Annotated in this window: 26 protein-coding genes and 1 pseudogene; 10 read left to right on the top strand and 17 right to left on the bottom strand. The window is 54.7% G+C overall.

Annotated features, from left to right (window positions below; all coding sequences use genetic code 11):
• Positions 1 to 13: 13 nt before the first annotated feature.
• Positions 14 to 961, top strand: a complete 948-nt coding sequence (locus GKKCFE_RS19420; protein WP_445576989.1) for a LysR family transcriptional regulator — start codon at positions 14 to 16, stop codon at positions 959 to 961.
• Between the two features lie 92 nt (positions 962 to 1053).
• Positions 1054 to 1587: a DUF1003 domain-containing protein gene (locus tag GKKCFE_RS19415; RefSeq protein ID WP_047228806.1), complete on the top strand. Its 534-nt coding sequence runs from the start codon at positions 1054 to 1056 to the stop codon at positions 1585 to 1587.
• Between the two features lie 25 nt (positions 1588 to 1612).
• On the opposite strand, the gene GKKCFE_RS19410 is transcribed toward GKKCFE_RS19415, so the two are convergent.
• A complete protein-coding gene (locus GKKCFE_RS19410) occupies positions 1613 to 2224 on the bottom strand; it encodes a TetR/AcrR family transcriptional regulator (protein ID WP_047228799.1) in 612 nt (203 codons plus the stop codon).
• Between the two features lie 186 nt (positions 2225 to 2410).
• On the opposite strand from GKKCFE_RS19410, the gene GKKCFE_RS19405 reads away from it, so the two are divergent.
• Positions 2411 to 3466 (top strand): MBL fold metallo-hydrolase, encoded by a 1056-nt coding sequence (locus GKKCFE_RS19405; protein ID WP_047228798.1) that lies wholly within the window; start codon positions 2411 to 2413, stop codon positions 3464 to 3466.
• A 23-nt stretch (positions 3467 to 3489) separates the two neighbouring features.
• Here GKKCFE_RS19405 and GKKCFE_RS19400 read toward each other — a convergent pair whose 3' ends face one another.
• A complete protein-coding gene (locus GKKCFE_RS19400) occupies positions 3490 to 3807 on the bottom strand; it encodes a helix-turn-helix domain-containing protein (protein WP_047228797.1) in 318 nt (105 codons plus the stop codon).
• 83 nt (positions 3808 to 3890) lie between these two features.
• Positions 3891 to 4667: an AraC family transcriptional regulator gene (locus tag GKKCFE_RS19395; RefSeq protein ID WP_439125183.1), complete on the bottom strand. Its 777-nt coding sequence runs from the start codon at positions 4665 to 4667 to the stop codon at positions 3891 to 3893.
• 113 nt (positions 4668 to 4780) lie between these two features.
• On the opposite strand from GKKCFE_RS19395, the gene GKKCFE_RS19390 reads away from it, so the two are divergent.
• On the top strand, positions 4781 to 5593 hold the full coding sequence (locus GKKCFE_RS19390; protein WP_439125182.1) for a sulfite exporter TauE/SafE family protein: 813 nt from the start codon (positions 4781 to 4783) through the stop codon (positions 5591 to 5593).
• Positions 5594 to 5598: 5 nt separating this feature from the next.
• On the opposite strand, the gene GKKCFE_RS19385 is transcribed toward GKKCFE_RS19390, so the two are convergent.
• From GKKCFE_RS19385 to GKKCFE_RS19355, 7 genes are all read right to left on the bottom strand, one after another.
• Positions 5599 to 6585, bottom strand: coding sequence for a hypothetical protein (locus GKKCFE_RS19385; RefSeq protein ID WP_445576988.1), 987 nt, complete (start codon positions 6583 to 6585; stop codon positions 5599 to 5601).
• Positions 6586 to 7448: 863 nt separating this feature from the next.
• The gene (locus GKKCFE_RS19380) at positions 7449 to 9719 is read right to left on the bottom strand and encodes a TniQ family protein (protein ID WP_445576987.1); all 2271 of its coding nucleotides are present in this window, start codon (positions 9717 to 9719) and stop codon (positions 7449 to 7451) included.
• On the bottom strand, positions 9716 to 10648 hold the full coding sequence (locus tag GKKCFE_RS19375) for a TniB family NTP-binding protein (RefSeq protein ID WP_052742326.1): 933 nt from the start codon (positions 10646 to 10648) through the stop codon (positions 9716 to 9718). Before GKKCFE_RS19375 ends, GKKCFE_RS19380 begins: the two co-directional genes overlap by 4 nt.
• On the bottom strand, positions 10641 to 12566 hold the full coding sequence (locus GKKCFE_RS19370; RefSeq protein WP_445576986.1) for a DDE-type integrase/transposase/recombinase: 1926 nt from the start codon (positions 12564 to 12566) through the stop codon (positions 10641 to 10643). The genes GKKCFE_RS19375 and GKKCFE_RS19370 overlap by 8 nt, the downstream gene beginning before the upstream one ends.
• A gap of 479 nt (positions 12567 to 13045) precedes the next feature.
• Positions 13046 to 13705, bottom strand: a complete 660-nt coding sequence (locus GKKCFE_RS19365; RefSeq protein ID WP_445576985.1) for a hypothetical protein — start codon at positions 13703 to 13705, stop codon at positions 13046 to 13048.
• Positions 13706 to 13828: 123 nt separating this feature from the next.
• On the bottom strand, positions 13829 to 14224 hold the full coding sequence (locus GKKCFE_RS19360; protein WP_445576984.1) for a hypothetical protein: 396 nt from the start codon (positions 14222 to 14224) through the stop codon (positions 13829 to 13831).
• Positions 14221 to 14820 carry a hypothetical protein gene (locus GKKCFE_RS19355; RefSeq protein ID WP_445576983.1) on the bottom strand — a complete coding sequence of 200 codons (600 nt, stop codon included), beginning with the start codon at positions 14818 to 14820 and terminating at the stop codon, positions 14221 to 14223. The genes GKKCFE_RS19360 and GKKCFE_RS19355 overlap by 4 nt, the downstream gene beginning before the upstream one ends.
• A 248-nt stretch (positions 14821 to 15068) precedes the next feature.
• Here GKKCFE_RS19355 and GKKCFE_RS19350 point away from each other — a divergent pair, with 248 nt between their 5' ends.
• Entirely contained in the window at positions 15069 to 15980 is a 912-nt protein-coding gene (locus GKKCFE_RS19350) for a hypothetical protein (RefSeq protein ID WP_445576982.1), read from the top strand.
• Between the two features lie 95 nt (positions 15981 to 16075).
• On the opposite strand, the gene GKKCFE_RS19345 is transcribed toward GKKCFE_RS19350, so the two are convergent.
• The 3 genes and pseudogenes from GKKCFE_RS19345 to GKKCFE_RS19335 form a co-directional block, all read right to left on the bottom strand.
• Positions 16076 to 17092, bottom strand: a complete 1017-nt coding sequence (locus GKKCFE_RS19345; RefSeq protein ID WP_445576981.1) for a DNA-binding protein — start codon at positions 17090 to 17092, stop codon at positions 16076 to 16078.
• Positions 17093 to 17219: 127 nt separating this feature from the next.
• Positions 17220 to 17959, bottom strand: a pseudogene (locus GKKCFE_RS19340) (SIR2 family NAD-dependent protein deacylase).
• 100 nt (positions 17960 to 18059) lie between these two features.
• Complete coding sequence (locus GKKCFE_RS19335) at positions 18060 to 18419, bottom strand: hypothetical protein (RefSeq protein WP_445576980.1); 360 nt, start codon at positions 18417 to 18419, stop codon at positions 18060 to 18062.
• Positions 18420 to 18755: 336 nt separating this feature from the next.
• On the opposite strand from GKKCFE_RS19335, the gene GKKCFE_RS19330 reads away from it, so the two are divergent.
• Entirely contained in the window at positions 18756 to 19658 is a 903-nt protein-coding gene (locus tag GKKCFE_RS19330) for a site-specific integrase (protein WP_423519627.1), read from the top strand.
• A 117-nt stretch (positions 19659 to 19775) separates the two neighbouring features.
• On the top strand, positions 19776 to 20264 hold the full coding sequence (locus GKKCFE_RS19325) for an antitoxin Xre/MbcA/ParS toxin-binding domain-containing protein (protein ID WP_445576979.1): 489 nt from the start codon (positions 19776 to 19778) through the stop codon (positions 20262 to 20264).
• 40 nt (positions 20265 to 20304) lie between these two features.
• Here the strand turns inward: GKKCFE_RS19325 and GKKCFE_RS19320 are convergent, their stop codons facing one another.
• Positions 20305 to 20784 (bottom strand): lipocalin-like domain-containing protein, encoded by a 480-nt coding sequence (locus GKKCFE_RS19320; RefSeq protein WP_445576978.1) that lies wholly within the window; start codon positions 20782 to 20784, stop codon positions 20305 to 20307.
• Positions 20785 to 20793: 9 nt separating this feature from the next.
• Entirely contained in the window at positions 20794 to 21558 is a 765-nt protein-coding gene (locus GKKCFE_RS19315; protein ID WP_445576977.1) for an SDR family oxidoreductase, read from the bottom strand.
• Between the two features lie 102 nt (positions 21559 to 21660).
• Between GKKCFE_RS19315 and GKKCFE_RS19310 the strand changes: the two genes are divergently transcribed.
• The 3 genes from GKKCFE_RS19310 to GKKCFE_RS19300 all read left to right on the top strand — a co-directional run bounded on the left by GKKCFE_RS19310 (position 21661) and on the right by GKKCFE_RS19300 (position 24965).
• A complete protein-coding gene (locus GKKCFE_RS19310; protein WP_445576976.1) occupies positions 21661 to 22596 on the top strand; it encodes a LysR family transcriptional regulator in 936 nt (311 codons plus the stop codon).
• A gap of 151 nt (positions 22597 to 22747) precedes the next feature.
• The gene (locus GKKCFE_RS19305; RefSeq protein ID WP_445576975.1) at positions 22748 to 23857 is read left to right on the top strand and encodes an alcohol dehydrogenase catalytic domain-containing protein; all 1110 of its coding nucleotides are present in this window, start codon (positions 22748 to 22750) and stop codon (positions 23855 to 23857) included.
• A 103-nt stretch (positions 23858 to 23960) separates the two neighbouring features.
• On the top strand, positions 23961 to 24965 hold the full coding sequence (locus GKKCFE_RS19300) for an AraC family transcriptional regulator (RefSeq protein ID WP_445576974.1): 1005 nt from the start codon (positions 23961 to 23963) through the stop codon (positions 24963 to 24965).
• 421 nt (positions 24966 to 25386) lie between these two features.
• Here the strand turns inward: GKKCFE_RS19300 and GKKCFE_RS19295 are convergent, their stop codons facing one another.
• Complete coding sequence (locus GKKCFE_RS19295; RefSeq protein ID WP_423519616.1) at positions 25387 to 25680, bottom strand: LysR family transcriptional regulator; 294 nt, start codon at positions 25678 to 25680, stop codon at positions 25387 to 25389.
• On the bottom strand, positions 25667 to 25987 hold the full coding sequence (locus GKKCFE_RS19290) for an antibiotic biosynthesis monooxygenase (RefSeq protein ID WP_039591830.1): 321 nt from the start codon (positions 25985 to 25987) through the stop codon (positions 25667 to 25669). Before GKKCFE_RS19290 ends, GKKCFE_RS19295 begins: the two co-directional genes overlap by 14 nt.
• Between the last annotated feature and the right edge of the window lie 35 nt (positions 25988 to 26022).

The raw sequence follows: 26022 nt of genomic DNA, 5'->3' as shown, positions 1-26022 counted from the left end.
AGAGGCTCGCCGCTTGTTGATTCCTGGTCGCCACTATAGATTGGCGTTCACGCAATCAATATTGGCGTTTGCCCAAGTGATCAATGCATCGACGCACTATCGTCTGGACTATCCCGATCTGTCCCTGATCTTGGCGCTGGTCCGTGGCGGTTCGCTGGCCCGAGCCGCGCGCTTGCTGCACGTGGATGTGTCCACGGTCTTCCGCTCGGTACGGCGGCTGGAGGCCGCCCTGGGCCAACCCTTGTTCGAAAAAAGCCGTGCAGGGTATTTGCCCACGAGCCTGGCCCAGGCGCTGGCTGAGCAGGCCGAGCGCGCCGAACAAGCGTTGGAGGCGGCGCGTGTCGGGGTGGAGCAGGGCGGTGAGGTCGTCAGCGGCACGGTGCGCCTGACCTGCACTGACTCGGTCCTGCAAGCATTGTTGCTGCCGGCTCTGGCGCGGTTCATGCCTGCTTACCCCGCGCTGTCCCTTGAGCTGAGCACCTCGAACGACTTTGCCAACCTGAGCCGCCGCGACGCCGACATCGCCTTGCGACTGACCCGTACGCCGCCGGAACATCTGGTCGGGCGGCATCTGGGTAATGTGGTTTATCGGGTATGTGCCGACACCCGCTATCTGCGTTCGGTAAATACGGATGATCTGGCCGCCATGACCTGGATCGCGCCGGATGACTTTCTCCCCGATCACCCCACTGTGGCTTGGCGCCGTCAGCATCTTCCTGGCGTGGTGCCGGCCTATCGCTGCAACAGCATGCTTTCGGTCACCGAGTTGGTTCGAGCCGGGCTGGGCGTGGCGGCGTTGCCGGACTTTCTAATCGGCGAAAACAAGGGCCTTACCCCCATTGGCGAACCGCTGGTGGGGTATGACACGGCCCTTTGGCTGCTGACCCGGCCCGACTGTCGCGCCTTGCGCTCAGTGGTGACATTGTTCGATGAACTCAGGTGCAATCTGCGCTTGCACTGACTTTTGTCCAACAGGGCGTTGATGGCTCAATCGAGGAGGATCTCCCGGCGGTATAGTGACTTGAGCCCCAGCCTCAGGCAGAGAACATCATGATGACAGAATCGTCGCAGCCCACTTCCACAGCACCTGTTGATCACTTGCGTTTTCATCGTCCCCACGCGCATTTGGGGCCGACCTTTGGTAATGACCGCTTTGCGCTACGCGCGGAGGCATTCGCGCGTTTTTTCGGGACACCCATGTTCCTGGGGGCGCAGACCTTGATCGTGTTGATCTGGATAAGCCTGAACATGTTGGGTGTGGTTCATTTCGATGCTTACCCGTTCATTTTGCTGAATCTGGCGTTCAGCCTACAGTCGGCCTACGCCGCCCCGCTGATCCTGCTGGCGCAGACACGCCAAGCCGCGCGGGACAAGGCCCAAGCCGAAGCGGATGCTCAACATCGCGAAGCACTGGCCATTGCCAACAGTGAGCGCCAGGCCCAGGCAGCACAGAACACGGCGCAATTGCTCGAGTTGTTGGAGCAGAACACCCGCCTGACGGAAATGACCAAGGCATTGACCGAGCGCATCGACTGCCTGACTACCGAGATGCACGAGAAATTCGTGAGCAAGCCATCGATGCCGTAATCCGTTTCTGCGGTGGTAGCGACACTCAGACCTGATAGCGGGCCAGGAACATGTCGAGGGCCGATTCAACCACCTGAGTCTGTTCATCCTGGGTCAGGCACGGCTGGCCCATGGAAATTTGAGGCCAGAAGGCGAACGTCTTGATCAGCCCGTGCATCTGTTGCGCCGCAAACGCCGGCTCCACGGCTTTCAACCGACCGTCGGCCTGGGCCTGGCGAATCCACACGGTCAAACCTTCTTCGCGCTGACCCATGCGCGCAACCATATCCTGGGCTCGCTCGGGCGAATGAATCGTCGCGGCAATGGCGATGCGCGCCAGATCGAGAAAATTATCGTCTGCCAGCATGTGCAATTTGGCTTGCAGCAGCTTTCGAAGCTGCTCACGCAGGGGCTGCTCCGGGCTGTAGGCCATGTCCTGTTCGGCGGTAATGCTGTTCCACAATCGATTCAGAATTTCCGCAAACAACTCCTCTTTGCTGGGGAAGTGGTTATACACCGTGCGCTTTGACACACCCGCCGTCGCCGCGATCTTGTCCATGCTGGTGATCTCGAAACCGCTGCTACGGAATTCGGCAATCGCGGCCTGGAGGATGGATTCGCGTTTTCGCTCGGTGAGGCGCTGCGGCGGTACGGTCATGGTTAATCATCATCTGGAGAAGGGAAGTTACACTTGGCAGTTTACTTGCTCTCGGGATTGCTGCAATCTACAAACTACACCGAGTAGTGTAGTTTTCAATCAAGCGGCTGAGCGTGCATGCAACGGCCATTAGCGTCCCACAACGGCGAAGCGCAATTGCGACGACGTCCTTGGAGTTTTCGCATCATGACCATTTTTTCCTCGACTGACAGCCCTGCGGTGCTTCCTTCATCCCAGCAGGAGCAAGGAAAGTACCGTAACCACGCCCCTACACCGCGCCAAGGGCTCGGCCAGATGCTACGCATCATGTGGAACATGATCTTCCACAAACCGCGCAACACCCGTCCTGCGGGCACCATCGAGGTACAACCGCTGACGCGCGCCGACCTGCTGGCCGCGCCGAACAACAGTGTTTTCCGCCTCGGTCATTCCACGGTGCTGCTCAAGCTGCGAGACAAGTTCTGGCTGACCGACCCGGTTTTTTCCGAGCGCGCTTCCCCCCTGCAATGGGCTGGCCCCAAGCGCTTCCATCAGCCGCCCATCAGCCTGGAACAGCTGCCGCCAATTGAAGCGGTGATTCTTTCCCATGATCACTACGACCATCTCGATCATCAGGCCATCCTCCAACTTGCCGCCAAGACACGGCATTTCCTGGCCCCTCTCGGGGTAGGCGACACCCTGATCAAATGGGGCATCGACGCCAGCAAGGTGCGTCAGCTGGACTGGTGGCAGAGCACCGAAGTGGACGGCATTGAATTCATCGCCACACCCTCCCAGCACTTTTCCGGTCGCGGGCTGTTCGACGGCAACAGTACGTTATGGGCCTCGTGGGTGATGATTGATGGCGCCACCCGAATCTTCTTCAGCGGCGACACGGGCTATTTCGACGGGTTCAAACGCATCGGCCAGCAATACGGCCCATTCGACCTGACGCTGATGGAAACCGGCGCCTACAACGTCGAATGGCCGCACATCCACATGCAACCGGAGCAAACCCTGCAGGCGCATATCGACCTCAAGGGCCGCTGGTTGCTGCCGATCCACAACGGCACGTTCGATTTGTCGATGCATGCCTGGTACGAACCCTTCGATCGCATCCTGGCCCTGGCCTGGGAGCGCAACGTCTGCATTGCCACCCCGCAAATGGGTGAAGCCTTCAGCCTCGCGCAACCGCAACGTGGCCGCGCCTGGTGGCTGGACGTGGAACCCTCGGCTTATCAAGACCAGCCCGATATGGCCTGACCCTCGACGCATCGATCATTCGATCATTCGATCATTGCGTAGTCTGGCCGCCCCATCGGATCCGGCGTGGCGCCTTTGATATTCATGCCGCGCCCAGGCGCAAAGCCCGGGAAGAACACCAGGCCTTCGGCTTCCAGCCGAAAGGCCAGGGCCAGGCGGGTGACATCAAGTAGCTCGCCCCCCGCTTCGAAGCGCCGGATGGCCTGGGTCGAGACTCCAGACTGCCGTGACAATTCCTCGACACTCCAGCCCAGCATGGCTCGAGCCTGCGCGCTGTGGGCAGGGGTGAATTGATAGACAGCGATGCGTTCCAGGGTGGTTTTGATTGCGAGCGAGGCCATGGGAGTTCTCCAAAGCTGTGGATTCAAAAAATACTGTGTTTTTGTACAGTTGTTTTGAATCCTGATCAATCTCATTTTTTTGATCAATGACCGGTGGTCTTTTCCAGCCAGGCACTCGGTGCGTGACCCAGCACCCGGCGAAACATGGTGGAGAACGCTGCGGGGCTGTCGTAGCCCAGATCCAGGGCAATACGGGTTACCGAATCGCCTACGACCAATCGAGACAGCGCCGACATCACACAGGCCTGTTGTCGCCATTGGCTGAAACTCAACCCGGTTTCCCGGCTGAACAGCCGATTGAACGAGCGCAGGCTGATAGGCAACTGTGCCACCCATTGCACAGGTGAGACGTGGGCGTTGGGGCGTTTCAGAAACTCCTGGCACAGGCCGAGCAGGCGTGGGTCCTTGGGCAGTGGCAGGTGCAACGGCAAATGAGTGCTGCGCAACAGTTCGTGCAGCAACAGATTGATCAGCGCGCCGTCGCGTCCGGCCTCGTCGTATTCCGGCGCAAGCTCCACGGCTTCCAGCAGCAACTGGCGCATCAGGGGCGACACGCTGATGACTTGGCAACGGGCGTCCATGGCCGTCACCGCGGCCGGTTCGATGTACACGCTGCGCGTGCTGACCCCCAGCATCAGCACCTCATGGGCAACCCTGGGCGGGATCCATACCGCCCGTTGCGGCGGCACCACCCAATTACCGTCTTCGGTGCGGACCTGCATCACACCAGTGGCGCCATACAGCAACTGCGCCCGGCGATGATGGTGCGAGGGCAGTAAATGTCCGTGGGGGTAGTCGGTGCCAATGGCGACGACAGCCCTGGGGATCGCATCCAATAAATCGATCGAAGTGTTGCGCATCGAGGGGCTACTCATCATTGGCGTAAACGCAAACATTATTGGCTTGTTTGCTAGAGCGGGCCAAGCTTCGCTTATCTAACGTGGGGCGCCTCCCATTTCACGGATTCGCCTCGATGTTCTATGTATTGCTTGCGTGCTTCGGCTGCCTGAGTGGCGTAACGGCGGTGTTGTTCGGCTTTGGCGGCGGTTTCGTCGTGGTGCCTTTGATGTATCGCATGCTGATGGCCCATCACTCGGGTGACGCCATCGGTGAATCGGCCATGCACATTGCCGTCGCCACCTCGACCTGCGTCATGATCGTCAACGCCCTGGTCGCCACCGGAAAACACCAGCGTGCCGGTCAACTGATTCGTCATTACCTGTGGCCGTTCGGCGGTTTCATTGCGCTGGGGGCGGTCTTCGGCGCAGCGGCCGCCACTTGGCTCAATGGCGAGATTATCCGCTACGCCTTCATGGCTTACCTGGGCCTGACCATCCTGGACTGCCTGCTGCGGCGAGGTTTTCTGACACGCGCCAGCGATGCCGTCCTACGCCCTTTGGCGCCAATGGAGACCGCGTTGGGCGGCACAACCATCGGAATCATCGCCACAATGCTGGGCGTCGGCGGCAGCGTCATGACCGTGCCACTGCTGCGCCGTTGTGGCCTGAGCATGTCCCAGGCCACGTCGATGGCCAATCCACTGAGCGTGCCCGTCGCGTTGGCCGGCACCGTCACCTACATGGCCTTGGCCAGCTTCACCGGGACAGACTTCGGCCCGTGGTTTGTCGGTTACGTAGACTTGCTGGCCTTTGTTGTGCTCACACTCGGCGCGCTACTGGGCATCCGCCTGGCAACGCCATGGATTGGGCGGATACCTGATCGGCTGCATGCGCGGGTGTATGTAGGGTTGTTGATGTTTGTGATGGTTGGGATGTGGCTGGGGTAGGGTAGCTATTGACCAGCCAACCCCGGTGCTTCCCGAATAATGAAGTGATCCAGGTTCTCGATATTGGCGCTGAACACCCCGAACGTCTGCTCGGGGTTTTTCTTGCTCGGCACCTGTTTCAGCTCCGGCGTCACGCCATAAAAGAAGCAATACAACGGCGCGTCACTCTCGATGGCGTGCTTGATCTCTTCCAGAAACGCTTTGCGCTTGCGGTAGTTGTCGATCAGCTTCTTGCTCAGGTAAACGTTGACCGAGTAAGGCTTCTTCTTCGCCTCGCCCGGTTGCTTGAACCAGACCTTTGCTTCGAAGTCGATGCGAAAGCTCTGGGTGTAATCCTTGATCTGCTTGATCTTGCCCCAGTAAATCAGCCCCTTGTTGTCCAGCAGGTACTCGATCTTCTTGAAGAACGATCCATAGGGCGCCGTGTGCTCGCCAATCTTCAGCGGCATGCGCTTGAGCAGTTCCCTGTCCGCGAAGTTCGACACAAAACACTCCACCGGATGGGCGAAGACGCTGGTCTTGTCCGGCGCTGAATCACGGCTCGGGTGCTCGACATGACTGGCGGCTGAAGGCTCTCGCTCATCGCGCAGAACGTCCGCCGCCACCGTCGGGCCGGATGGCTTGCGCACATACTCACGCCGAGTCAGCAATAATTCCGACGGAAAATGCTCCTCCGGACCGTCATCCGTTTCCCCGCCCTCCGTCTCCAGGCCTGATGCCGGAGTCTTCAGGCTGACATAAGGACAACTCTCGATATGCCGCGTGCTGGGGATGTTCTTGAAGTGCGGCGTGCGCACGTAATTCACGTTCTTGGCGTTGAACGTTCCCAACACATTCGCCGCATCAAACGCCGCCCGACAGGCATCGTTGGGGCATTGAAACTGTTCCTTCGCGGAATCGAACGCCACCGTCTCGTCAAAATTCAAATCGCGCACGTCATAGATCGACAGCTTGTCGTCGAGGCTGAGGCAGTAGGCGAGGTCGAATTTCATCGGGGCTCGGGTCCATGAGGGGGAAATGTATTAATAGCGAAGGGCAGGGCCGGTTGCACTCAAAGTTTCAGCACACCACCAAAAACTGTGGGAGCGAGCCTGCTCGCGATGCCCAAAATTCCCCGGCCATCAAGCCTGCCGATAACCTGTGACCTGACACCAACCCGTGGCGAGGGAGCTTGCTCCCGCTGGCTGCGTAGCAGCCCCAATTCCATATCACCAACAAAAAACCGCCGCCTGAACAACGGACAACGGACGACGGCTTCTGATGGAATCTCAAAACCCTCGCAAAATCCGAGAAGCTTTCCGCCACCAATGCGCAACGATTCTGAGTTTTTCCTAGGGCAAAGGTTGCTTGGCTGCCCTGAGTTAAACTCGATATCGGCTCTTATAGAAAACAAAAAACCCCGTTTTCACGGGGTTTTTATTTAAGCGTGCAGCCTGAGATTTTTCTTCGTAGCTTTTCAGCGCGCTTTGAAATGGTCGCCCCAGCCAGAAGGGGCGTCGAGACGCATTTTTCACTCTGCCTGAAATATATTTTCTGAGACGCTGGAAAACTGAAGGGAGCGTTCATACGACCTTGAACTTCGTGAGCTTAGATGAAGAGCTTCAATGGATGTGGGGGCGAATCCAAAATTCAGGGTATCAGCTTGAGGTTTTGAATCTAGATAAAGCAGCTATTCACATCGAAATAGTTTCCAGGGTATATAACTTGCGAATGCACGATATGCTCGCAGGCAAGGGGCCGCCAGAAGATCAGAGGAAGTTTGAGGAGAGAGATGATACGTAATAGGCCAGAATCGAGCTGTAACGAAAAGAAAAAACAGTTGCAGGGGGGGTGTTGGTCGTGGAATGAGGCTAATTTACTTGGTACTACCAGAGCGGACTTTTACTAGTGCTTCTAAGTCTTGCCTGCTCAACAGCGGTTGTGGGTGATCGTAGTCATAGGCTTGGTATGTCGAAATATTGTTCTCTTTGATGAGGAGGATCGCATGCTCACATGAGACACCCAGCATTTTTGCCGCTTGCTTACTAGTGCAATAATTTTCCATCAGATTGGTGAATTTCCAAGCGTCGGCAGGTGTAAGAAATTCTTGGTTCCGTAACCTGACGGGGCTAACAAAACCGGAAGAAGCAAAGCGTCGAGCAAAAACCCGGTGGGGCATGTTAAATTTTTGCAACAAATCAGATATGTTTGTGAGGTGAGAAAGTTTTTCTTTTAAGCTGTTGACCTCGTCAAATGAAAGCGACTCATGGTGCCTAAATTGCTCACTCCTAGTAGGGCGAATTTCGCGCACGGCTATTTTCCTTAAGTCGGTGTCCGTCAGTTCTAACGCTTTCGCTGCATTTCCTATAGACATGATTTGATTGCGTGAAAAGCAAATGCCATATGTGTCGCTAGTGGGATTTATGAGTGATGCCAAATTCGCAGGAAATTGTCTTCTGTCATACACGCTCAGACAGTGGCCATTGACAAGGGGGCCTGAGATAGCATGGATGTTATGAGATTCTAACGTGCGGGTTATTTTAGTGGCAGGCACGAATAGCTCTTTGGCAAGCAGGCTGGGTGTGGTAAAGCGCTTGTAAAAATTGATCACGTCGTCACGTACGAATACTCGGCTGTTGGCGGATGAACATCTGATAAGCCCGAGGTCGCGGTAGTAAATAACGCTACTGCGATGAATTTTAAGATCGGACGCTGCTTGTTCCAATGTGCACGTTGCTAGATTTGAAGTGTCACACTGTCTGATCATCTTCCAACCCTTCAGGGAATTGGTTTTGGACGGCAGGATCTTGAGTGATTGGGTTAATGCTTCGATATCCCTAGTGCGAATGAGGAATGGGTTTCCCGCGCGGTTGATCAACGGGTTGATCTTTTCGCAGCAGTTAAGCGCTGTCTGCAAGTGTATGTGGGTTACATCGAGTTGGGCAGCCAAAGCTCGCGTGCCGATAAAAGATTTTTGAAAGGTCTTGATGTCTTCCTTACGATAATACGGGCGAGTTCGAATCTTGATGAAGGGGGTTAGTAAATTTCTTTCCGCCATAACTGCACACTCCGCGCGAGATAAGACAAGAAGCTTACCTATCATTTGAAGTGAGTGGGAGGATGATATGGTCTCTGACTCGAGTAACTGTCTTAGCTCTTTTTTTACAGCTTTAAAGTTGTCAATTTTTTTCTTGATCTTTTCGATATCTTCAGCATTATACTCATTTTTGTTTTCGGTCGCACTGGCAGTCATGAACTCATCCCATGTCGTTGAACTGACCCCGAGCAGTAGTCTAATTCTGTTCGCGCTCAAAACTCGACCGCGTCTGATTTGCTTGGGTAGCAAGCTCACCAAGGGTGCGACGTTAGGGTGCTCTTTATTGATCAGTGTGCTCAATATTTCTGCTTGGACGGAATCAAGAGAGTTCCAGATGTCGGGAAGAGTGCGTTTCAGTCTCTGTAAGTCCCCGAAGACTACCGAAATGGCAGCGTCAAATACGCTGTGATCTAATGTTCTGACCGTATTTCTCGCGACGCCAAATGCACTGATCACTGACATAAGTGAGTCCAACTTTTGCTGATCTTGTTGCTCAAATATCTGCATCAAGCGCTGTTCAGGAACGCAGATGTCTCGGGAACATTCGGGTGAATCCAACTCTTTACCACAAACACAGTATATCCAACCTTGATTTCTCAACGTAAAGCGTCGGTTGCATTTGGGGCAGGCAAAAATCAATTCACGATGGTGTACAGGACAATACCGCGAGAGGCAAAGGTCGTGGATTAAAATCCCTTGGCCTGATTTTCGGCATTCGCTACACACGGGAAAATTTTTCGATCTCAACAACCGCCGTCCGACTTTTACGGCTCCGAGTAGAAAAGCACCAGACGGTGCATCTTGATCGGCCAGCGGATAGAACCCGCTCCGGATAGCCTGCCCTAAGGATGCGCCTACTTGAGCGAGCATTATAGATTGGTATCGATTTCCCTGTATCAGGGTACCTCCGGTTGCGGAGTAGCCATATCCAAGAAAGTATGCGCCGAATCTGGAAACAGTGGTGTAACCATTTTGGCTGGCCAGCCTGTAGAGGACACTGCTGGCACTTTCGCCAGGAAGAGGTAACGGGATAAAGTTGAGAGTTTTCATCTGGCCCTCTGGATTTTGTCATAGCAAGAAGCCAAGGTCATGGCAAACGGATCTGAGGTGATGCTTAACCTCAGGTCGATCAATTTGCTAGCCTGGTCAAAGTCGACCAATTCCAGCGTCTTTCGCTGATGTGCCAGCATGTGTTGGGCGGCGCCGTGAATGATCAGCCTGATATATTCCAAACTGCCGGATGTCGCTAGGTAGAGGCGCGTGGCGATATCTGAATCGGTAAGATGAGCGCCGGATTGAAGGAGTCCCTGCGCGTAAAGTTGCTGGTCAAGGCACCCTAGCAATACCATGAAATCTGAGCCGCTATCCTCACTAAAGGTGAGATACCGAAGTTCAATAACAAAAGGAAAGCGGCGGGCAAGAGCCGGGCGTTGATCTAACAGAAACTTGCATTCGGGAGCACCCGCCAGGACGAAGGATGTCATGGTGTCGTTCATCATGGTGATGAGCCAATCAATGGTAATCCCTCGGGTTTTTTCCGCTTCAGGCCTAGCCAAATGGTGAAACTCGTCCAATTCGCAGACTTCCACCTTGCAAGCCTTAAGTAACGCCATCACCCGATAGCTCAGCTCTACAGTATCCCCCCGCAAATCAGGCCCACCCAGTTCACGCACCAATTTCTTCGCGAAACCTTTCACGGTGACTGGTGAGGGGACGCTGCAATAGAACGCAGGTCGCACGGTGGTGATGCCGCCCGGTTCAATAAGCTCGTAAGGGGCGCCGAACGAATCTCTGAACAGCTTGAGAAGAGTCGATTTTCCGCTGCCTGTGGGGCCCACTACTAAGGCCGAGGTGGGAATTCCGCGCTGTCGCGCGGTCTCTACGCTCTTCTGAAGCATGGTGTAGGCGTGCAGGTAGGCTGGAAACAACACCAACTGTTGGGCAAAGTCTCGAAGCCATTGATTATCTGAATTAGTCATGGCGCACCTGAACCATTGTGCTCGGCCTGAGTGGGGTCCCTTCGAGCAGCGTGACTTCTGGAAGCTGTACAGGTGGGGTGGGCTGATTAGGTTCGTAAGTAAGCAATGTGGGTTGGAGATCTCTGGATTCCGCCGTGTCCGATTTCTGGCTTTCTGCCAACCGCGCCAGACGTTTATGTGCGGCTTTGCTTTTGTCGCTGCGCAGCGCCAGGATGAACTTGACTCGAAGATCGCGAGCGGTTTTGAAGTCGAAAGCTTTCCGTTCACTTCGCAGTTGTTTTTGCACCAAGCGATGCATTTGCATAGTGAGGCCGTTCTGATACTCCGGATCCACCGATTCAACGGGAAATAGGTCTTCGGGCCGGTCCGGATGGCAAATCCAAACGGTTCCCAAGTCACTGATGTCGAAGAACAGTGCGAGCCTTACTTTTTTCGGACCTCGGGTCGCCAGTGCGGGTACCGCAGGGCCGGTCCATTGAAGTTTTGCGAAGCCTACCCGGCCGTTAGAAGGAAGCACCGTGGTCTTGCTCAAAAACAGGCGCTGAATGTCCGAATCACTGTACCTTCTTGGCGGAAATTGTTTATCAACGCATTTGTTCCAAGTGTTGAGAGGGGAGTCGTTAAGAGACCGATGAAAATTCTGGTGATAAATCTCCAGAAATTTGCTGAATCCCTCTTGGAGCTCAACAATGGTATACGTCGCGTTTTTCTCCGAATTGTAATCCCCACGCTCCTCAGGGGCCGAAAATGTCGTGCCACTCAGGTGGTGGGCAAACTGAATATTTTGAGTTTTAAAAAAACGTTCGACGTGGGGCTTCTGGTCGGGAGTATAAGGCTCACAATAAATAACCCTCGCGCCCAAGAGTTGCATGATGTAGCCGATTTTTTTGCCTGCAAATTCACTACCGTTATCCATCACGTAGGTGGTTGCAAGACCGTTGCAGGGCAGATCTGATCGGAGCGACTGTTTAAGCGCACGGAGCGTCTTTTCGATGCAGGGAGGGTTGATGGAGATGTCCCACCCAATAATCATCCTGGACGTGACATCGATCAGCACTGTGAGCCAAGCTCGACCGATTACCTGGCCGCGCTTGTTGACTACTAGGACATCCAGCATTTGCGAGTCACATTCGACGCGCTCCAGCAGATGCGTAAGCGGCTGGGTTTTTCGACTGAATTTCTGTTTCTTGAGTGCTTTCTGATGCCCCAGCTGCGCGACGTCTTTTTCGTAGGTGTCGTACTGTTTAATGATTCGCCAGATGGTTGATTTACTTGGAATGCTCAGTTGGTCGGTCACCGGACGCTTACTGTTAAGGTCTTCCAGGCTGCACTGAATAACATCAGTGACCTCTACGATGCTGTGTGGCAATTCGATGAGGTAAAGCTCCTGCACCCAATTGTCGATAATCTCAGCCACGACGTTCGGTTGCAGGTCGATCAGCCGACGCCGACGTTGCAAGGGCGAGCGAATCAGCGCGATAGGATTTCCACCGGCCTGCCGATAGAGCTTCACCCAGCCATATAGGCTGGTGTAGCAGGGAGGATGGGGGTCTCCGATTTGTTCGCCGATATCACGGATCAGGGCTACAGTTGCTGGCCGCGGCAACCCCCTACCGAGATTCGCCTCGGCGGCGCGAACATATTCTAGGCGTTTGTCCAATTGGCGCCGCTGCTCTTCGCTCAGGTCTGCCACGATGCGTTGCACATTGTGTTCCAGAGGTGCGTCCTGCATGCGAAACAAATTTCCACGGTGAAATGCTTGACATAGGCGATCCAGCGTATGAATGGCAATGTGGGTGCGCCTTGCTATGCTCCGCAAGTGGGCCCGCTTATCGTCTACGGCGATGACCAAATACACCTCTGTATAGAACCGCCATTGCTCGCCTGCCTTCATGTTAAATTCGTTGAGAGTGGCCATGATCAATCCTCAATGAGTGTGGTCGGCGATCGCCAGGGTCGTTAGTCCTTGACACTAAAGTGCAAGAGGTCGCCATTGCTGCCTAAGTCGGAAGACGCTCCCTGTCAATTCGCAAATCTAAGGGTAGTGAACCGTAAAGCTCCAAAACCAAGTCATGCGCCCAAGTCGATAATTCTCGTTGCTTCCTGGTCTTTAAAGACTCCAGAAATATAAAGACCCGAATGACATGCCTAATGTGGTGTGCAAATATAATTTTGCTATCGTCGTAATTGCTCTGTGATAGAGGCAACGGCAGGTCGTAGGCTAATAATTCTTTGTGTGATAATAAATTAAATGCTTGTTTGCTTTGTGCCTCGATCGATAAAGAGCATTGCATGTTGCTGTACCTACGAATGGTTGATGAAAGGCGTCATGGTGAGCCCAATGGGGCTTGGCTGACCACGTGTTCACATTGAACAATGCCCAGGCTTAAGATTGGATTACTGGATCCACACCATTGTTTCGCCGGTGATGGGTTTTCGTAAGTTGCAATGAATCGCATTATAAAATAATGCGTGGGCGATAGCCGTAAACGGAAATGTATTAACCATTAGCTGCCGCAACGGTACTGAGCGCGGCTGCTGATGGAGATACTTCTGGATAGCGGCATCTGTTCGACCATCGTCGTTGTATGCGTGGTAATACAGGTATTCGAGGTTACCAGTCCGTGTGGTGTGAAAGAAATGGTGTAGTGGCAGACATTCCAGCAGGCAGTTCTGTTCTCCCAGTAATTCGACAATTTTTGACAAACGGATCCTGACGCGCTGGCACTCCATACTCTGATCATTCTTGACTTCAGCCAGCTGCTGTTCGCCGCTCACAAATGTGATCTCGAAATCGGGCGTGTAGCTGACCTTGATTGCCGCAATAGTTATCGTGTAAGGATGAATTAGGTAATAGAGGACGTCCCGCCTACGTTCCAGCTCTAAGCAGAATGCCGCTTCAAGTAACGACTCACACATCAGAGGTCGATTGTTTTTCCTCGAAGGAAAAATAGTCACGCGGCTGCCATGCCTGCCGTGGTGTGGCAAGCGGGTGGCGCTGAAAGTGGCAATATGAGCGAGCCGGTTCTGAATGGTTTCATGATTTGATGAGAGCATTTTTGACTCCAAATCAACAAGTCGCGTAAATTGGTTAATATTGCGTTTCAGAGCCTTCAGCACTCCAGAACATGGCTCGGTCGGGCTACGTGATATGTCGTACCGCTGTTCTAATTGGAAGTTTTAAATCTCTCGCTGATTGTCTGCGTAAATCCCTGGATTTGACTTCTGAGGTTTTTGGATCGCCTGAACACCCGCGCGCGTGGATAGAGCTATTGCAGGCTTGACTTCAACCAAGCGCTGCGAACCGTCTGAGAAACTAACCAAGTAATAGTTAATGCCAGTGAACTTCAATGTGAACGGTTGAGCTACATAGCGGTTGACGTCGGCGCCGCGCTGGCGTTTCAGCCAGAACGCGGCCTCAAGGGGCGTGGCGCACACCACGACCGAACGGTTTTTCCGCGATGCGAGTTTGGTCACTCGACTGCCCCTCCGCCCATGGCGCCGAGGTACTGTCTCGACAGCCGTGGCCACTTCGCTGAGCTGCTCAACCAACCCTGTTGTAATGAATGTGGTCATGGCTGCTTACCCAGGACATGCATGAACTGGGCTACCCAGGCCATATCAACTCTGGCATTGCGAGCGATGTTTGATGCTTTGATCAAATAGCCGAGCGTTGCTCTCAGTTGCCCGACGCTTCTCGCATGAGAGATACTGACGCCCCCTGGAAGAGCCCTCACTGGCAGTATGTCCTTCAGCCCCCGAGCCAGACCGGTAACAGTCGATTCTAGGGGCGATCGCGTTTCGATATCCGGGTGCGCCGGGTAAAACACCGCCCGCCAAAAAACTCCGTTCAACAGTTTACAACAGAACAGAGCTGGGTCAGCGCAGATGACCAAGCCAGGCTGCTGTAATAACGCGCGGCCTTGATGTGAAATAATCAAAGCGTTCAGCGGATCTGAAACCGATGGACACTTTAACGTGGTCGTGTAACAGAAAATCTGATTCGTAAGGCGGACCGCCATCACGGTCAGATATGGCCGCTGGTACGCGTATGGGCTGTAGGAGGGAACAGAAATATCCCGGACTAGAATATCCAGTTGAATGACATCGAATTCAATCACTAAAGAAGTCGGATAGGTATCCAGTTTGCCAAAGCCTGAGTACGTGTTCATGACGGCTCTCGTTAGTACAGTTGTATATATAAAGGAAGTCAGTTATTTCCAAAGCTTGTTAGTAAAAAAACTACATCTCCTAGCGTTAAGTATGTGCCTCTCCTTTTGCGTTGACCACGTTCAAAGTAACTGTCTAAAATAATCAACGCATTTACCGCGCAAGGCTTTAGACCGTGCCTTGCAACAGCGACATCAAAGATTAAAAACCGCGCATGTTGATAATGCCGATTCAGACAGGAGGTGGATCCATGCAAATGCCTCTACTCGATCGAACCATCCGGCAGCTTCGAGCTCGCGCGTTTTGCCATGCTGCGGCGGAAGTGAGCGGTTATGCGCACACTCCTTCTGCAATGGCAGTGCCTTATCGCCGATTGCACCCGAATATGGAGCGGGATTGGGCCAAGCAGTGGCGTCGTGCATTTGGCGGAACGACCATTGCCAGCGGGGTCCGAGAGGATTTTTTCAGCCGCTTCGCGGTACTCGAGCCGCTATTTTCCAATCCGCTGTGGAGAGTGATGTCCGAGTCGCCTGTAGCGGGGTATTGGGATCAGTTGGCCGATACCATTCGCGTAGATGATCGCCCATTGGATGGTGCCTCGGGCAAATTGACTAAGTGCGTATTCGACCGGGTGGACTGGTCATGCTTCTGCATTCATCTGGTGTTGCTCAGAACTCGCCACCGCCATTTTGAGATTTATCGCCAGTGGGAGGCGAAGAATTTTGTTCAAGCTTTAAGTTGGGTCAGTTTGCAGTCGCCTTTTGTGTTTATCGCGGACGCATTTATCGGCCCACTGCAGCCGTTATTCTGCGGCATGGAAGTCGATTTCGATTTGGTACGCAGTACCTCTTGGACAGCCTTATCCCGATTGCAGCAGGAAAATTTACGACTCCTTACACTCAGCAGTCTGGCTGGGTGGCTGTCGGCGCAGGATCAGCAGTTGGCATTGTTGTGGTGGAATCTCTCGCCCACACAGAGGTATGCCGAATTAGATAGGCTGTATGATTGCGGTGACGGTAAAGAGCGATTACCAGACGCGATGTCAAATGCCTGCTACCAGGCCTGGCGCAGAAAACGTCAATGCTGGCTAGACCATCCGGTGGCCTTGAACGGCTTTAACTGCGGTTTTCCACACGAGGGGCTGTTATATCGGGCGGCTTAATGTGCTGGGTATCCCAACTCGAACCGCGAACGCTTCAACTTCAAGGGGGGGGCATGAATGCGCGCATGCCGTGATCGGGGAGTTGACGTCCTGATTCATAGCCCATCGAAGTCTGCATCACAGCCCTTGCGTCCCGTAATAAGCGTCTCCAGCTGCGCCAATTGGCGGCTCATAGTACGCAAGTTGCGCAAGTCCTGCCGTCGATCCAGCACGCAGTGACGAGCTTTCTCGCGCATCACCGAAAGCTGCAGCTGGAAAGTCGCCGCTTCGGCTTGGGTAGTGTGGAGTTTGACCTGTAGCTCCTGATACTCGTTGACCCGATCATTCAGTTCTTGGGTGCGATTGCGCAGCGCCCTTTCAGAGAGGGTGTGCTCGGCACTGAGTCGTTCAAGGTCCCGATAGACGAGGCCGAGTTCATCCTGTTTGACCAGCAGTTGCTCCTGCAGTGACCGGAGTTCCTGCCGAAGCAGTGCCACCGTTGATTCATAGCGGGAAGCTTCGTCCTGGCGTTGCTGCCTGGCCTGCTCGCGAAAATGCAGCAAGCCGTCCCGGGCATGAGCCCGCTGCTCTTCCAGCGACCGCAGTTGTGAGGCCCGTTCCTCCAGCAGTTGCAGGTGGTGACTTTCAATCGCCAGCAGTCGCTGCCGTTCACCCTCGCTGTGCTGCATCTGATCGTTCAACTGGCGATGTTCCTCCCGGAGAGCCAGGAGCTCGGCCAGGACGTAATCCTTACTCTTCTGCAACTCGTCTTGGCGAGCCTGTTCCACCTCACGTTGGTGCTGGTAGGCCGCCTGTTGACGTTCGAGCCTCGCCCGGTCAGCGACGACGGCCTGTTGCGCCTCGTTTGCCAAGCGCTGCGCAAGGCTCCCGATGAGCGTCATAAGCTCCTCGCTCAGCGATACCTTGGAGGGATGGGGCTCTTCGTTGATCAGCTCTTTGAGAAAACGCTGAATGGTCGTCTTCGAGCCCGTATGACCGAGTTCCGCTCGGATTGCCTCAATGCTTGGGCGCTGTTCACGAGCGAGCAGGGCATCCCGTGCCCCGCGTACTATTGCTTTATTCACCCCAGAGCGAGCCATTGCAGACTCCGACAAGGCCGTTAAGTGATTCATTATGCTCGCCTGCCGTGGGCGCGGGCCCCAGACCGACGAAATGTCCTGCTTGGGTTAACGCGACTCAGGCCGCGAAGCTAGCAACCCGCGCCCTTCTGGTGCACCACGCTGCCACCTTCTCCGGCGATCACCCAGCGAGCATAACGTCGATCAAATGGGGTAGCAGTTGCCCAGCCGATCCCATCACTATCAGCTCTTTTGGCTGGTCCAGGCCCACATCGACTGGATTGATATGAATGATCGTGGCCCCGGCACCCAATGCAAGGTCGGGCAGGCCCGCGGCGGGCATGACGACGCCGGAAGTGCCAATGGACAGCATGACGTCACAACTGCCTCCACGCCGCCATGGGCAGGTCTTCTCCAAACCACGCCACGCCGGGCCGCAAGCGGCCGTTACAGCGTGCACAGCGAGGGGGTTCGACCAATTCGCCTTTTGCCAATATTGGCTGCAGGTCTGACGGCCGCTCAGCAGGACGATGACAGGCAAAACATTTCGGCGTCATCAGGCTCCCATGCAGGTGAACGACGTCTTGGCTGCGAGCACGCTCATGCAGATCATCGATGTTCTGGGTGATGACCGTGACTTGGCGTTCGCCCGTGGCGAGCCGCGGGATCGCCCGATGCGCAGCATTCGGTTTGGCCTGCATCATCTGTTGACGACGCCACAGGTACCAGCCCCACCAGTGGCGGGTTTTAGCGGAACGCCTTCGCCGCTTCCAGGCGCTCGGAGTTATGTTGCGCCCAGAACCCGGTCAATGGATCGCGGAAGGTTGGGATACCGCTCTCGGCCGAGATCCCTGCACCCGTAAATACTGCGATATGGCGCGCCTTGCGCAGAGCCCTGACGGCGTCTTGCACTGCATTCATACCCAAGTTCTCCTGAGGCGTGGCCTTGGCCCTCTTGGGGGCGGCCTGAGTGCTCGACCATACGCCTAAAAATGCATCATGGCGTGAGCCACCCTAGGTGTCAGCCGCCGTCTTGGAAGAAATCGTTGCGAATGATCAGGCCCAGCTCACCTTCGACCGATCCGGAGTCCGCCGCGAACCGACCTGCCGTCCGACGACCCTGACGGAGGTGGGCGAGGGTGGTAAAGAAGCAGCCTTCGCACAGATGCACTTCATAGCGTTCACCATCGTGAGCTGAGCCATACCCCCAATGCGCTGCGAGCGTCCCATATTGCAGGTTTCCGCTGGCCAGCCGTGTCGATTGTTCACACAGGTCACAGCGAACATCGGTGACGGCCTCTGTTTCCACGCGCCCTAGAATCTTCATCATCGTGCCCCAAATCAGATTGTTTCTATCAGCGTAGAGGTCAGTGGTGCCCACGTAGGTCAATCGGCCGTACGGGGTGCTGGCCTTTGGGCACGTTGTCTGATGCGCACTGGTGCTTGGCTAGACTCATAGATAGGTGAACGGTGCGTCGGCGTCCGAATCTCCGGAGGTCATGACAAGAGGGCGCCGGGCCGTACTGGGCGTACCGCACTACCGACGCGGTTACAGCCGATTATTTCGTACCGTTTGAGCAGTACGAAATTACAGGTGTACAGCTCCTTATATAGTCGCTGGACGAACACGATTCTGAGGTTTGAGAAGCCTGCATTCTCAAACTTCAGCCAAGAATACAGGCGCTTGGTGAGGTTTTTGCGGTACGGAGCTAGAGTCATGAGCGATCCCGAACACTATCGACAGGCGGCCCGGCGTGAGAGCACGGCCCGCCGTTATGCGCGAGTCATCGAACATTTCGAAGCGGAGTGGGGTGGCCTACTGCCGGCCAGCCAAGCCAGTGTCGGGCGCTACCTCGCTGAGCACGCTGATCGTTTTTCCCCCGGCACGCTGCGGACCCACTTGGCGGCACTGGCCCAGTGGCACTTGCAGCATGGTTTTGTCGATCCGACCAAAGCCTCTACCGTGCGCGACGTGCTTCGAGGGATTCAAGCGTTGCACACGCGGCCTGCCGTACAGGCCGAGCCGCTGCAACTGCAGGAATTGGAAGCCTGCGTTGAGGCGCTGACGCGAGAAGAACAGGGCGATCAGCCCGTGGTGCGGTTGCGTGCCTGCCGTGATCGGCTGCTGCTGTTACTGGGGTTCTGGCGCGCGTTGCGCAGCGACGAGCTCTGCCGACTGCGCATCGAGTTTATCCGGCTCGATGCGGCCAAGGGACTGACGCTGTTTCTGCCCAGCAGCAAGACTGATCGCGCCAACCTGGGCCGGCAACTCAGCGTCCCTGCACTCACTCATCTCTGCCCAGTGCAGGCTTACGAGGACTGGCTGGGTTGTAGCGGTTTGCTCGACGGCCCGTTGCTGCGCAATGTGGACCGTTGGGGGCGAATAGGTGAGGGCTTACACAGCTACAGCATCCCTCGGATACTCCGGCGGATTTTGCAACGTAGTGGATTGGAAGGAGAAGGCTATAGCGGACATTCGCTGAGAAGGGGCTTCGCCACCTGGGCCAGTGCCAACCAGTGGAGCTCCAAAGCCTTGATGGATTATGTTGGGTGGCGCGACGTGCAATCGGCGATGCGCTATGTCGATGCGGAGGCCCCCTTTGGCACGTTGCGGCGCTGAGGCACTGGAAGGTGTCCACCGAGGGTCGTAAACCACAGCGCAAACCACGAAGCATGCGGAGTGTGACAGAGTGGACATTGCAGCATTTGGGGAGCATTTCACTGGGAGCCCAGGGCCGTGAAACAGACGCGTTTATTTACTGCAGGTGCGCAGCTAGGTTCGGCGGAGCGCCAGGGCTGCAAGCCGACGGCGTATTTGATCGGGGATCAGCCGGTGCCGCCCAGCTCACTGCGGGTATATCTCATGGTGCGTGCCGGCTTCACATTGACGGATGTGAAAGCCATGATTTCCTCATCAGCTCTCTACTGCGATGCAGGCATTTTGAAGCGGGTGATGGGACGGTCAGTTCGCACGCTTCAGCGCAAGGCGCGGGAGAGTGATAATGCGCGGTTGAATGCTCAGCAAAGTGCGATCGCTTTTCACTATGCCCGTGTACTTGAGCATGCCACAGCGGTTTTCGGCTCTCAGCTACAGGCAGAAGCCTGGCTTGGGTGGCCATGCCGGCATCTTGAAGGCTACGTGCCGTTGGATATGGTGGAAAACGCGGTTGGCTTCCAGATTGTCGAGGCGTATTTGCAAAGGGTTGAGATGGGCGTCTACCAGTAAGGCTTACGCCCACAACGGCGAGCGTCTGATGTTGGGGGAGTCATCCCCGTTTCACCGGGGTTAATAGGGGAGTTGGCGGCTTCACCCTACGCCAGCGAATCCGAGCGTCTACGACTCGTCCGTTGGACCGATATTGACTGAAGTTACCCAGCTGCAAAATATCTCCAACAAGCTTCACCGTTCGGGGCTGCACCTGGCCTATCCAATTCGGGAACATTGACACTGCGATGGTGTGGGTGAGCTCGCCCGAGTCTTCGTTCACATTGAAGGGGCCACCATAGGAGATGTACGAGAGGCCTTGAGCGCGGTACTCCGCATCAGTGGCCGCAAACCAGTCACCTGAGGAAAACGGTGCCCGATTTGGCATGCTCAGCTGAGCCGACATATAGCCATCTGCTGTGTAGATTATGAAGCCTTCAGGATATTCGCCAAAGGGGTATACAGGGGCAGATCCGTCCACTGGGTATTCTGTGTAGGACTCGAGCACCCAGGTTCCAATCAGTTTTTCACGCATGCCCATGGTCGTACCTCACATCGTCTGCTGCATGTCGTTGTCGATTGGCAAAAGCTGTCCAGAGATGGACTTGCCTGCGTCCGACGCCAGAAAGACTGCTAGTTCTGCAATGTCCTTCGGGTCCACTAAGCGTTTGAGGGATTGAACCGAAAGCGCCTTGTTACGCTCTTCCTCCAACGAGTTACCGCTGAGATTGGCCCTACCTTTGAGCACGTTGTCGAAGCGTTCACCTTCGACAGCCCCGGGCAAAATGGCGTTGACACGAATCCCATACGCGCCGAGCTCACGTGAAAGGCTCTTGGTGAAACCAATCAGTCCCCATTTACTGGTGGAGTAGGGGGAGCGATCGGGATAGCCCAGTCGTCCCGCAACAGAAGACATGTTAATGATTGAGGGGTGGGATGAACGCTTGAGCGCAGGGACGGCCAAGCGCGTAACATTGAAGGTCCCATTCAAATTTATCTGCATGACCTTGTCCCACTCATTGGGATCAAGTTGCTCAACGGGAGCGGTGGGGCCGGATACCCCGGCGTTGTTGACGAGCACATCTAAACCGCCCATGGCTTCGATAATTTCTGAAATGCCGAGTTCGAGGCTGCTGCGATCAGCTACATCGCACACTGCGGTGCGGATAGAAGGATGCTCTAATTTAAGGCGGCTTAAGCCCTCAGTGTCGATGTCGACTACCGTGACGTCGGCGCCGCGGCTGTTGAAAGCGAGCGCGATCGCATACCCGATACCAGATGCTCCCGCCGTTATCAGTACTTTCTGCTTTGTCATGGTCGATCCCAATAGTGTAGGTCTGCCACAACATTAAAATCTTGCGAAGCTATCCATGAAATTGTTTATCGTTATGCGACCTATCATTAGGATGGATTGGTCATGGACCTATCGCGTATCGACCTCAACCTCTTGGTTTCGCTGGACACGTTACTGGCTGAACTGAACGTGACCAAGGCAGCTACACGCCTTCACATCAGCCAGCCAGCAATGTCTGCACAGCTGTCACGCTTGCGCGAGCTCATGGGCGATCCGCTGTTGGTCCCTATACAAAAAGGCCGGAGCATGACCCCTACTGCCCGGGCCTTGGCGTTGCGGGGACCTCTTCGCTCGGCATTGAAGACTCTCGGCTCAGTCATTCAAAGTGAGTTGGGTTTTGATCCTTGGAATGACAAGAGGGTCTTCCGGATAGCCGCCTGTGATACAGCCTTGAGCACCATCTGCGAGCCGTTGATCGCCTCACTCACCAAGCACGCAGGCACGCAGATTCAGGTGTCTCTCAATGCCGTTGATCCTGGACTCATAGGACGGCAAATGGAGGAGGGTTTTTTCGATCTGCTGATCGACTCAAGCCGCGGCGTTCCGCAGGGGGTAAAACTCACAGTACTGGGGAACGATGAGTTCGTCATGGCGCAGCGCAAAGATCACCCTCGTGGACGCGAGCCTCTTACCCTGGATGGATACTGTGAACTCAATCATCTTGTCGTATCGCCAGAACGGGAGAGTTTCAGGGGTTACATGGATGAGTATTTGCGCTCCGCTGGCATGAGCCGAAGGATCCATCTTACCGTGCCGACCGCTGGGATGGTCCCAGGGGTCCTGATGTCGACGGACTTGGTCTGTACGATGCCTCGCATGCTTATTCAGACCCAGCACGAAACCATCGAGACGTTTGAGTTGCCGTTTAAAAGCGAGCCTTTCCAACTCGTGATGGCTTGGCATCCGAGGGATGATGCAGACCCGGCTAATCGTTGGCTGCGTCAGTTGGCCCAAAATCTGGCTGCATCACCTCAACCCGCACCGAGCGACGCCATTTAATTTCGTTATCTGGATAGTGGCTACTGGGCCTGGATAGCCACGTTTGAAGTCGAGCGGATAATTAGAGCTGTGGCCGCCGATGCGCCGGTCACACCTTAACGGCTCCCAAGAGCCCCACAGCCCTGACAACGAAAAAAAGAGGGTTTGCTTCATGCCAGGTACGATGTTGGCCGCTCGCCTCCACGAAGTTGGTGGCAAATTTACCGTGGACGAAATTCCTCTTCCTGATGTTGGAGAGCATGACGTCCTGATCAAAACTGCCGCCTGTGCTGTTATTCCCAACCTGCGCAACGTCGTCACAAACTTCCCGGAGTGGTACCCGTTTCTACCGCTGCCTGAGCTGCCTGCTGTGTTCGGTTTGGACGCCGCTGGCACCGTGGTATCGGTTGGTCGCTCTGTGAAAGATTTCAAGGAAGGCGACCGGGTCTACGTCAATCCTGGATTGAGTTGCGGTACATGCAGACATTGCCTGGCCGGACTTCCGACGCGGTGCGCTAGCTATACCTTCATGGGCTATTTCGGATTCAGCCCGTCTTCGAAAGAGGTATTCCGCGAGTATCGCCATGCCGGGTACGCCCAATTTCTCCGAGCACCTGCGCGTAACCTGATCACTTTGCCTGACGACTTGTCATTCGAGCTAGCCACACGCCTTGGATACCTAGGTACTGCTTACTCTGCGTTGAAAAAGCTCGAACTCACGCCAGGTCAGAGCTTGCTGGTACTGGGGGCTTCTGGAACCTTGGGTATCGGTGCGACACTGGCCGCAGTAGCGATGGGCGTGACGGATATCATCGTGGCAGCACGAGATGGGACTGCACTCGAACGGCTCCGCCAACTGGCCCCAAAGCGCATTCGCACCCTGCAGATTACAAGTACCGATTTGCGTTCCAGCATTCGTGAAATGGCTCCGTGCGGAGTTGATGCAGTCGTTGATACGCTCGGCGCGAAGGCTCCGGCGGAGCTTTCTGTTTCGGCCATGAACGCCGTTACGTCGGGAGGGAAGATCGTACAGATCGGCGGAGTCAGCGGACCTATTCCTATCGATCCTCACCCGTTCATGTGTACACAGCTTCATTACATCGGCTCCCTGTGGTTCACCACCGCAGAAGCCCAGGAGCTGATGGCGTTGATCAGAGCGGGATTGCTCGACACCAATCAGTGGGCACCTCGAACCTACACACTGGATCAGCTCAACGAAGCCCTTGAAGACATCAAAGCCGATGGCAGCGGCTTCCTGAACTATCACATCGTGCACGGCTAATGGCGGAGCATGGCGACGATACAGATCGTCGCCATGCCGTTGTTCTCAGTTCCCTTTTGTTGCTAGGTTGCTCTTATAGCTCATTGCCTTTGAGGGGCTCTCCATGGCCTGGCCCAACGTCGCCCCATTTGTACCATCTGATAAGATTCTCGCGGATTTCAGCGTCTGCGAGTCGTCCAATCTTGAGGAGGCAGTGCTGTGCGGTGAGCGGATGTTTTGCAAGAACCGGCTTGAAAAAAAGGGAACCGAGTTCAAAGCTCAATTTTTTTATCGGTCGGCTGGCGAGGCTGGGGTTGCCAGAATGTCCTTTGGGGGAGAGGTCGCTATCCATCCGGGGAAGCTGGATAATTTCGTGCTGGTCCAGTCGGTACTCACTGGACATGAGCACGTGATCAGTGATCAGTTACGCCTCAGTTGCAACCCGGGGCATACCACCGTTTTCAACTACCACCGGCACTCCTTCTTCAATCATTTCCCTGGGACTGACAAGCTGCTCGTCCGTATTGATCGAACGCTGCTGGAATCGATGCTTCAACGTCAGTTGGGGAGGAGTATCAAGCAGGACATTTTCTTTCAGCCTCAGTTGCCAATGGATACCTTCGCTGGCCAGAATTGGCTGCAGACACTGGCGTGGGCTTACAGCCAGCTGTCGTCCAAGTCATTACATTCATCGCATCTACAAAACCTAATTGGTGAGGTGCTGGCCTCTTCTTTGCTCGAGTTCCATGAAAGTAATCACAGCCAGGCGCTGCGGGATTCGGCCGAAAAGAAAGTAGTCCCCGCAGTTATACGGATGATTGAGGAGTTCATGGAAGAGCATGCTCAAGAGCCCATCACGATCTCGCAGATTGCAAGGCACGCTGGCGTGACTGCTCGAACAGTTCAGCTGAGTTTTCAACGCTTCCGCGGACTGTCACCGATGCAATTCTTGAAGGAGATTCGCCTGCGGCGCGTTCGTGTAGAGCTCGAGACCACGCAGCATGCTCACGTTCAAGTGTCGTCCACCGCATTGAAATGGGGTTTTACCCATCTCGGTCGATTTTCCTCTGATTACAAGCAGCGATTCGGAGAATCACCTTCCATGACGATCAAGCGGAGAGGGGGATAAATGAGCTTTGTTCAGCGTCTGCTGATGGCGTAGTTCTATGATAAATTGTAGTTAAACAAGAAGAGTGGTGTTGGACGAAGAAGTCTATCGATAGTGACTATTAGGACATTTGATTTCACCGGTTGGAGGTTTTCCATTACTGTACATCTCGATGAAGTGAGGCGCGGTACCCCCTCCTAGTACCGAGCGAGTGTTCTTCATTGCCCTTTGGTGTTGCCGCTTGCCCGCAGGCGGATTTTTTACCAAAATTCTTTAAGTCGTTGCGTCTCAAATGAGCGCGTAGTGGCCTCCACGTTGGCTCCTTGGACGGTATAAATAACCTCCCTTTACTATGGCCGTCAGGCCATAGTTTTTTTACGTCTTCGATTTGGAATAGGGTGAGGCCACCTGGGGGAAGGTGGTTGAAGTATTGCATTTAAACTTACCGAGCTCTCTCTTTATCCACGCTGGCGAGTGCCTCCTGCAAAGTGTGGAGTGCAGGTCCTAGAGCAGTAGCGAGCTGGTCAGCACGCTCTGTTGGTATCCAAGGTCGCTTACCTAAAAAAAGCTCATCGCCAAATCGTTTGCGAAGCTTGGCTATGGTATTGCTGATGGCTGGCTGCTTTACCCCTAAGCGTTGAGATGCTCGTGTCACTCCTCTCTCTTGGTACACCACCAAGAAAGTGATCAAACTATTTAAGTCTGCATTCAATAAGATTTTTTCAAGGCTCTGCATGTTGGCTCCGTATTTCACTATCCATAAATAATGATCTGAAGCAGATGCTTCGGCAACTGGATGTCAAACACGCTATCAACGCGGCGAAACTCGAATTTGAAAAATGATTAATCATATCTTTTTCGTTGGTCCAGAAGCCGCTAATGATCATCGTGCTGAAGTATTTGTTTAGCGCGATTATCGAGTAGTTCATGCACCCCGGCTCGGTGCGGAGCACATTGACCAGTTCGTCTATGGCTAAAAGAACATCATCGTCAGGACGCTTGTCAAAGCGAACCTCTATCGCGCTTGCTGATGTCAACGACATTATTATTGCTCCCGATTTAAAATTAGCGTTAGCTC

The organism is Pseudomonas sp. E141, from assembly GCF_052659885.1.
The sequence above is the reverse complement of the archived record's forward strand: the minus strand, read 5'-3'. Positions and strand labels throughout refer to the sequence as shown.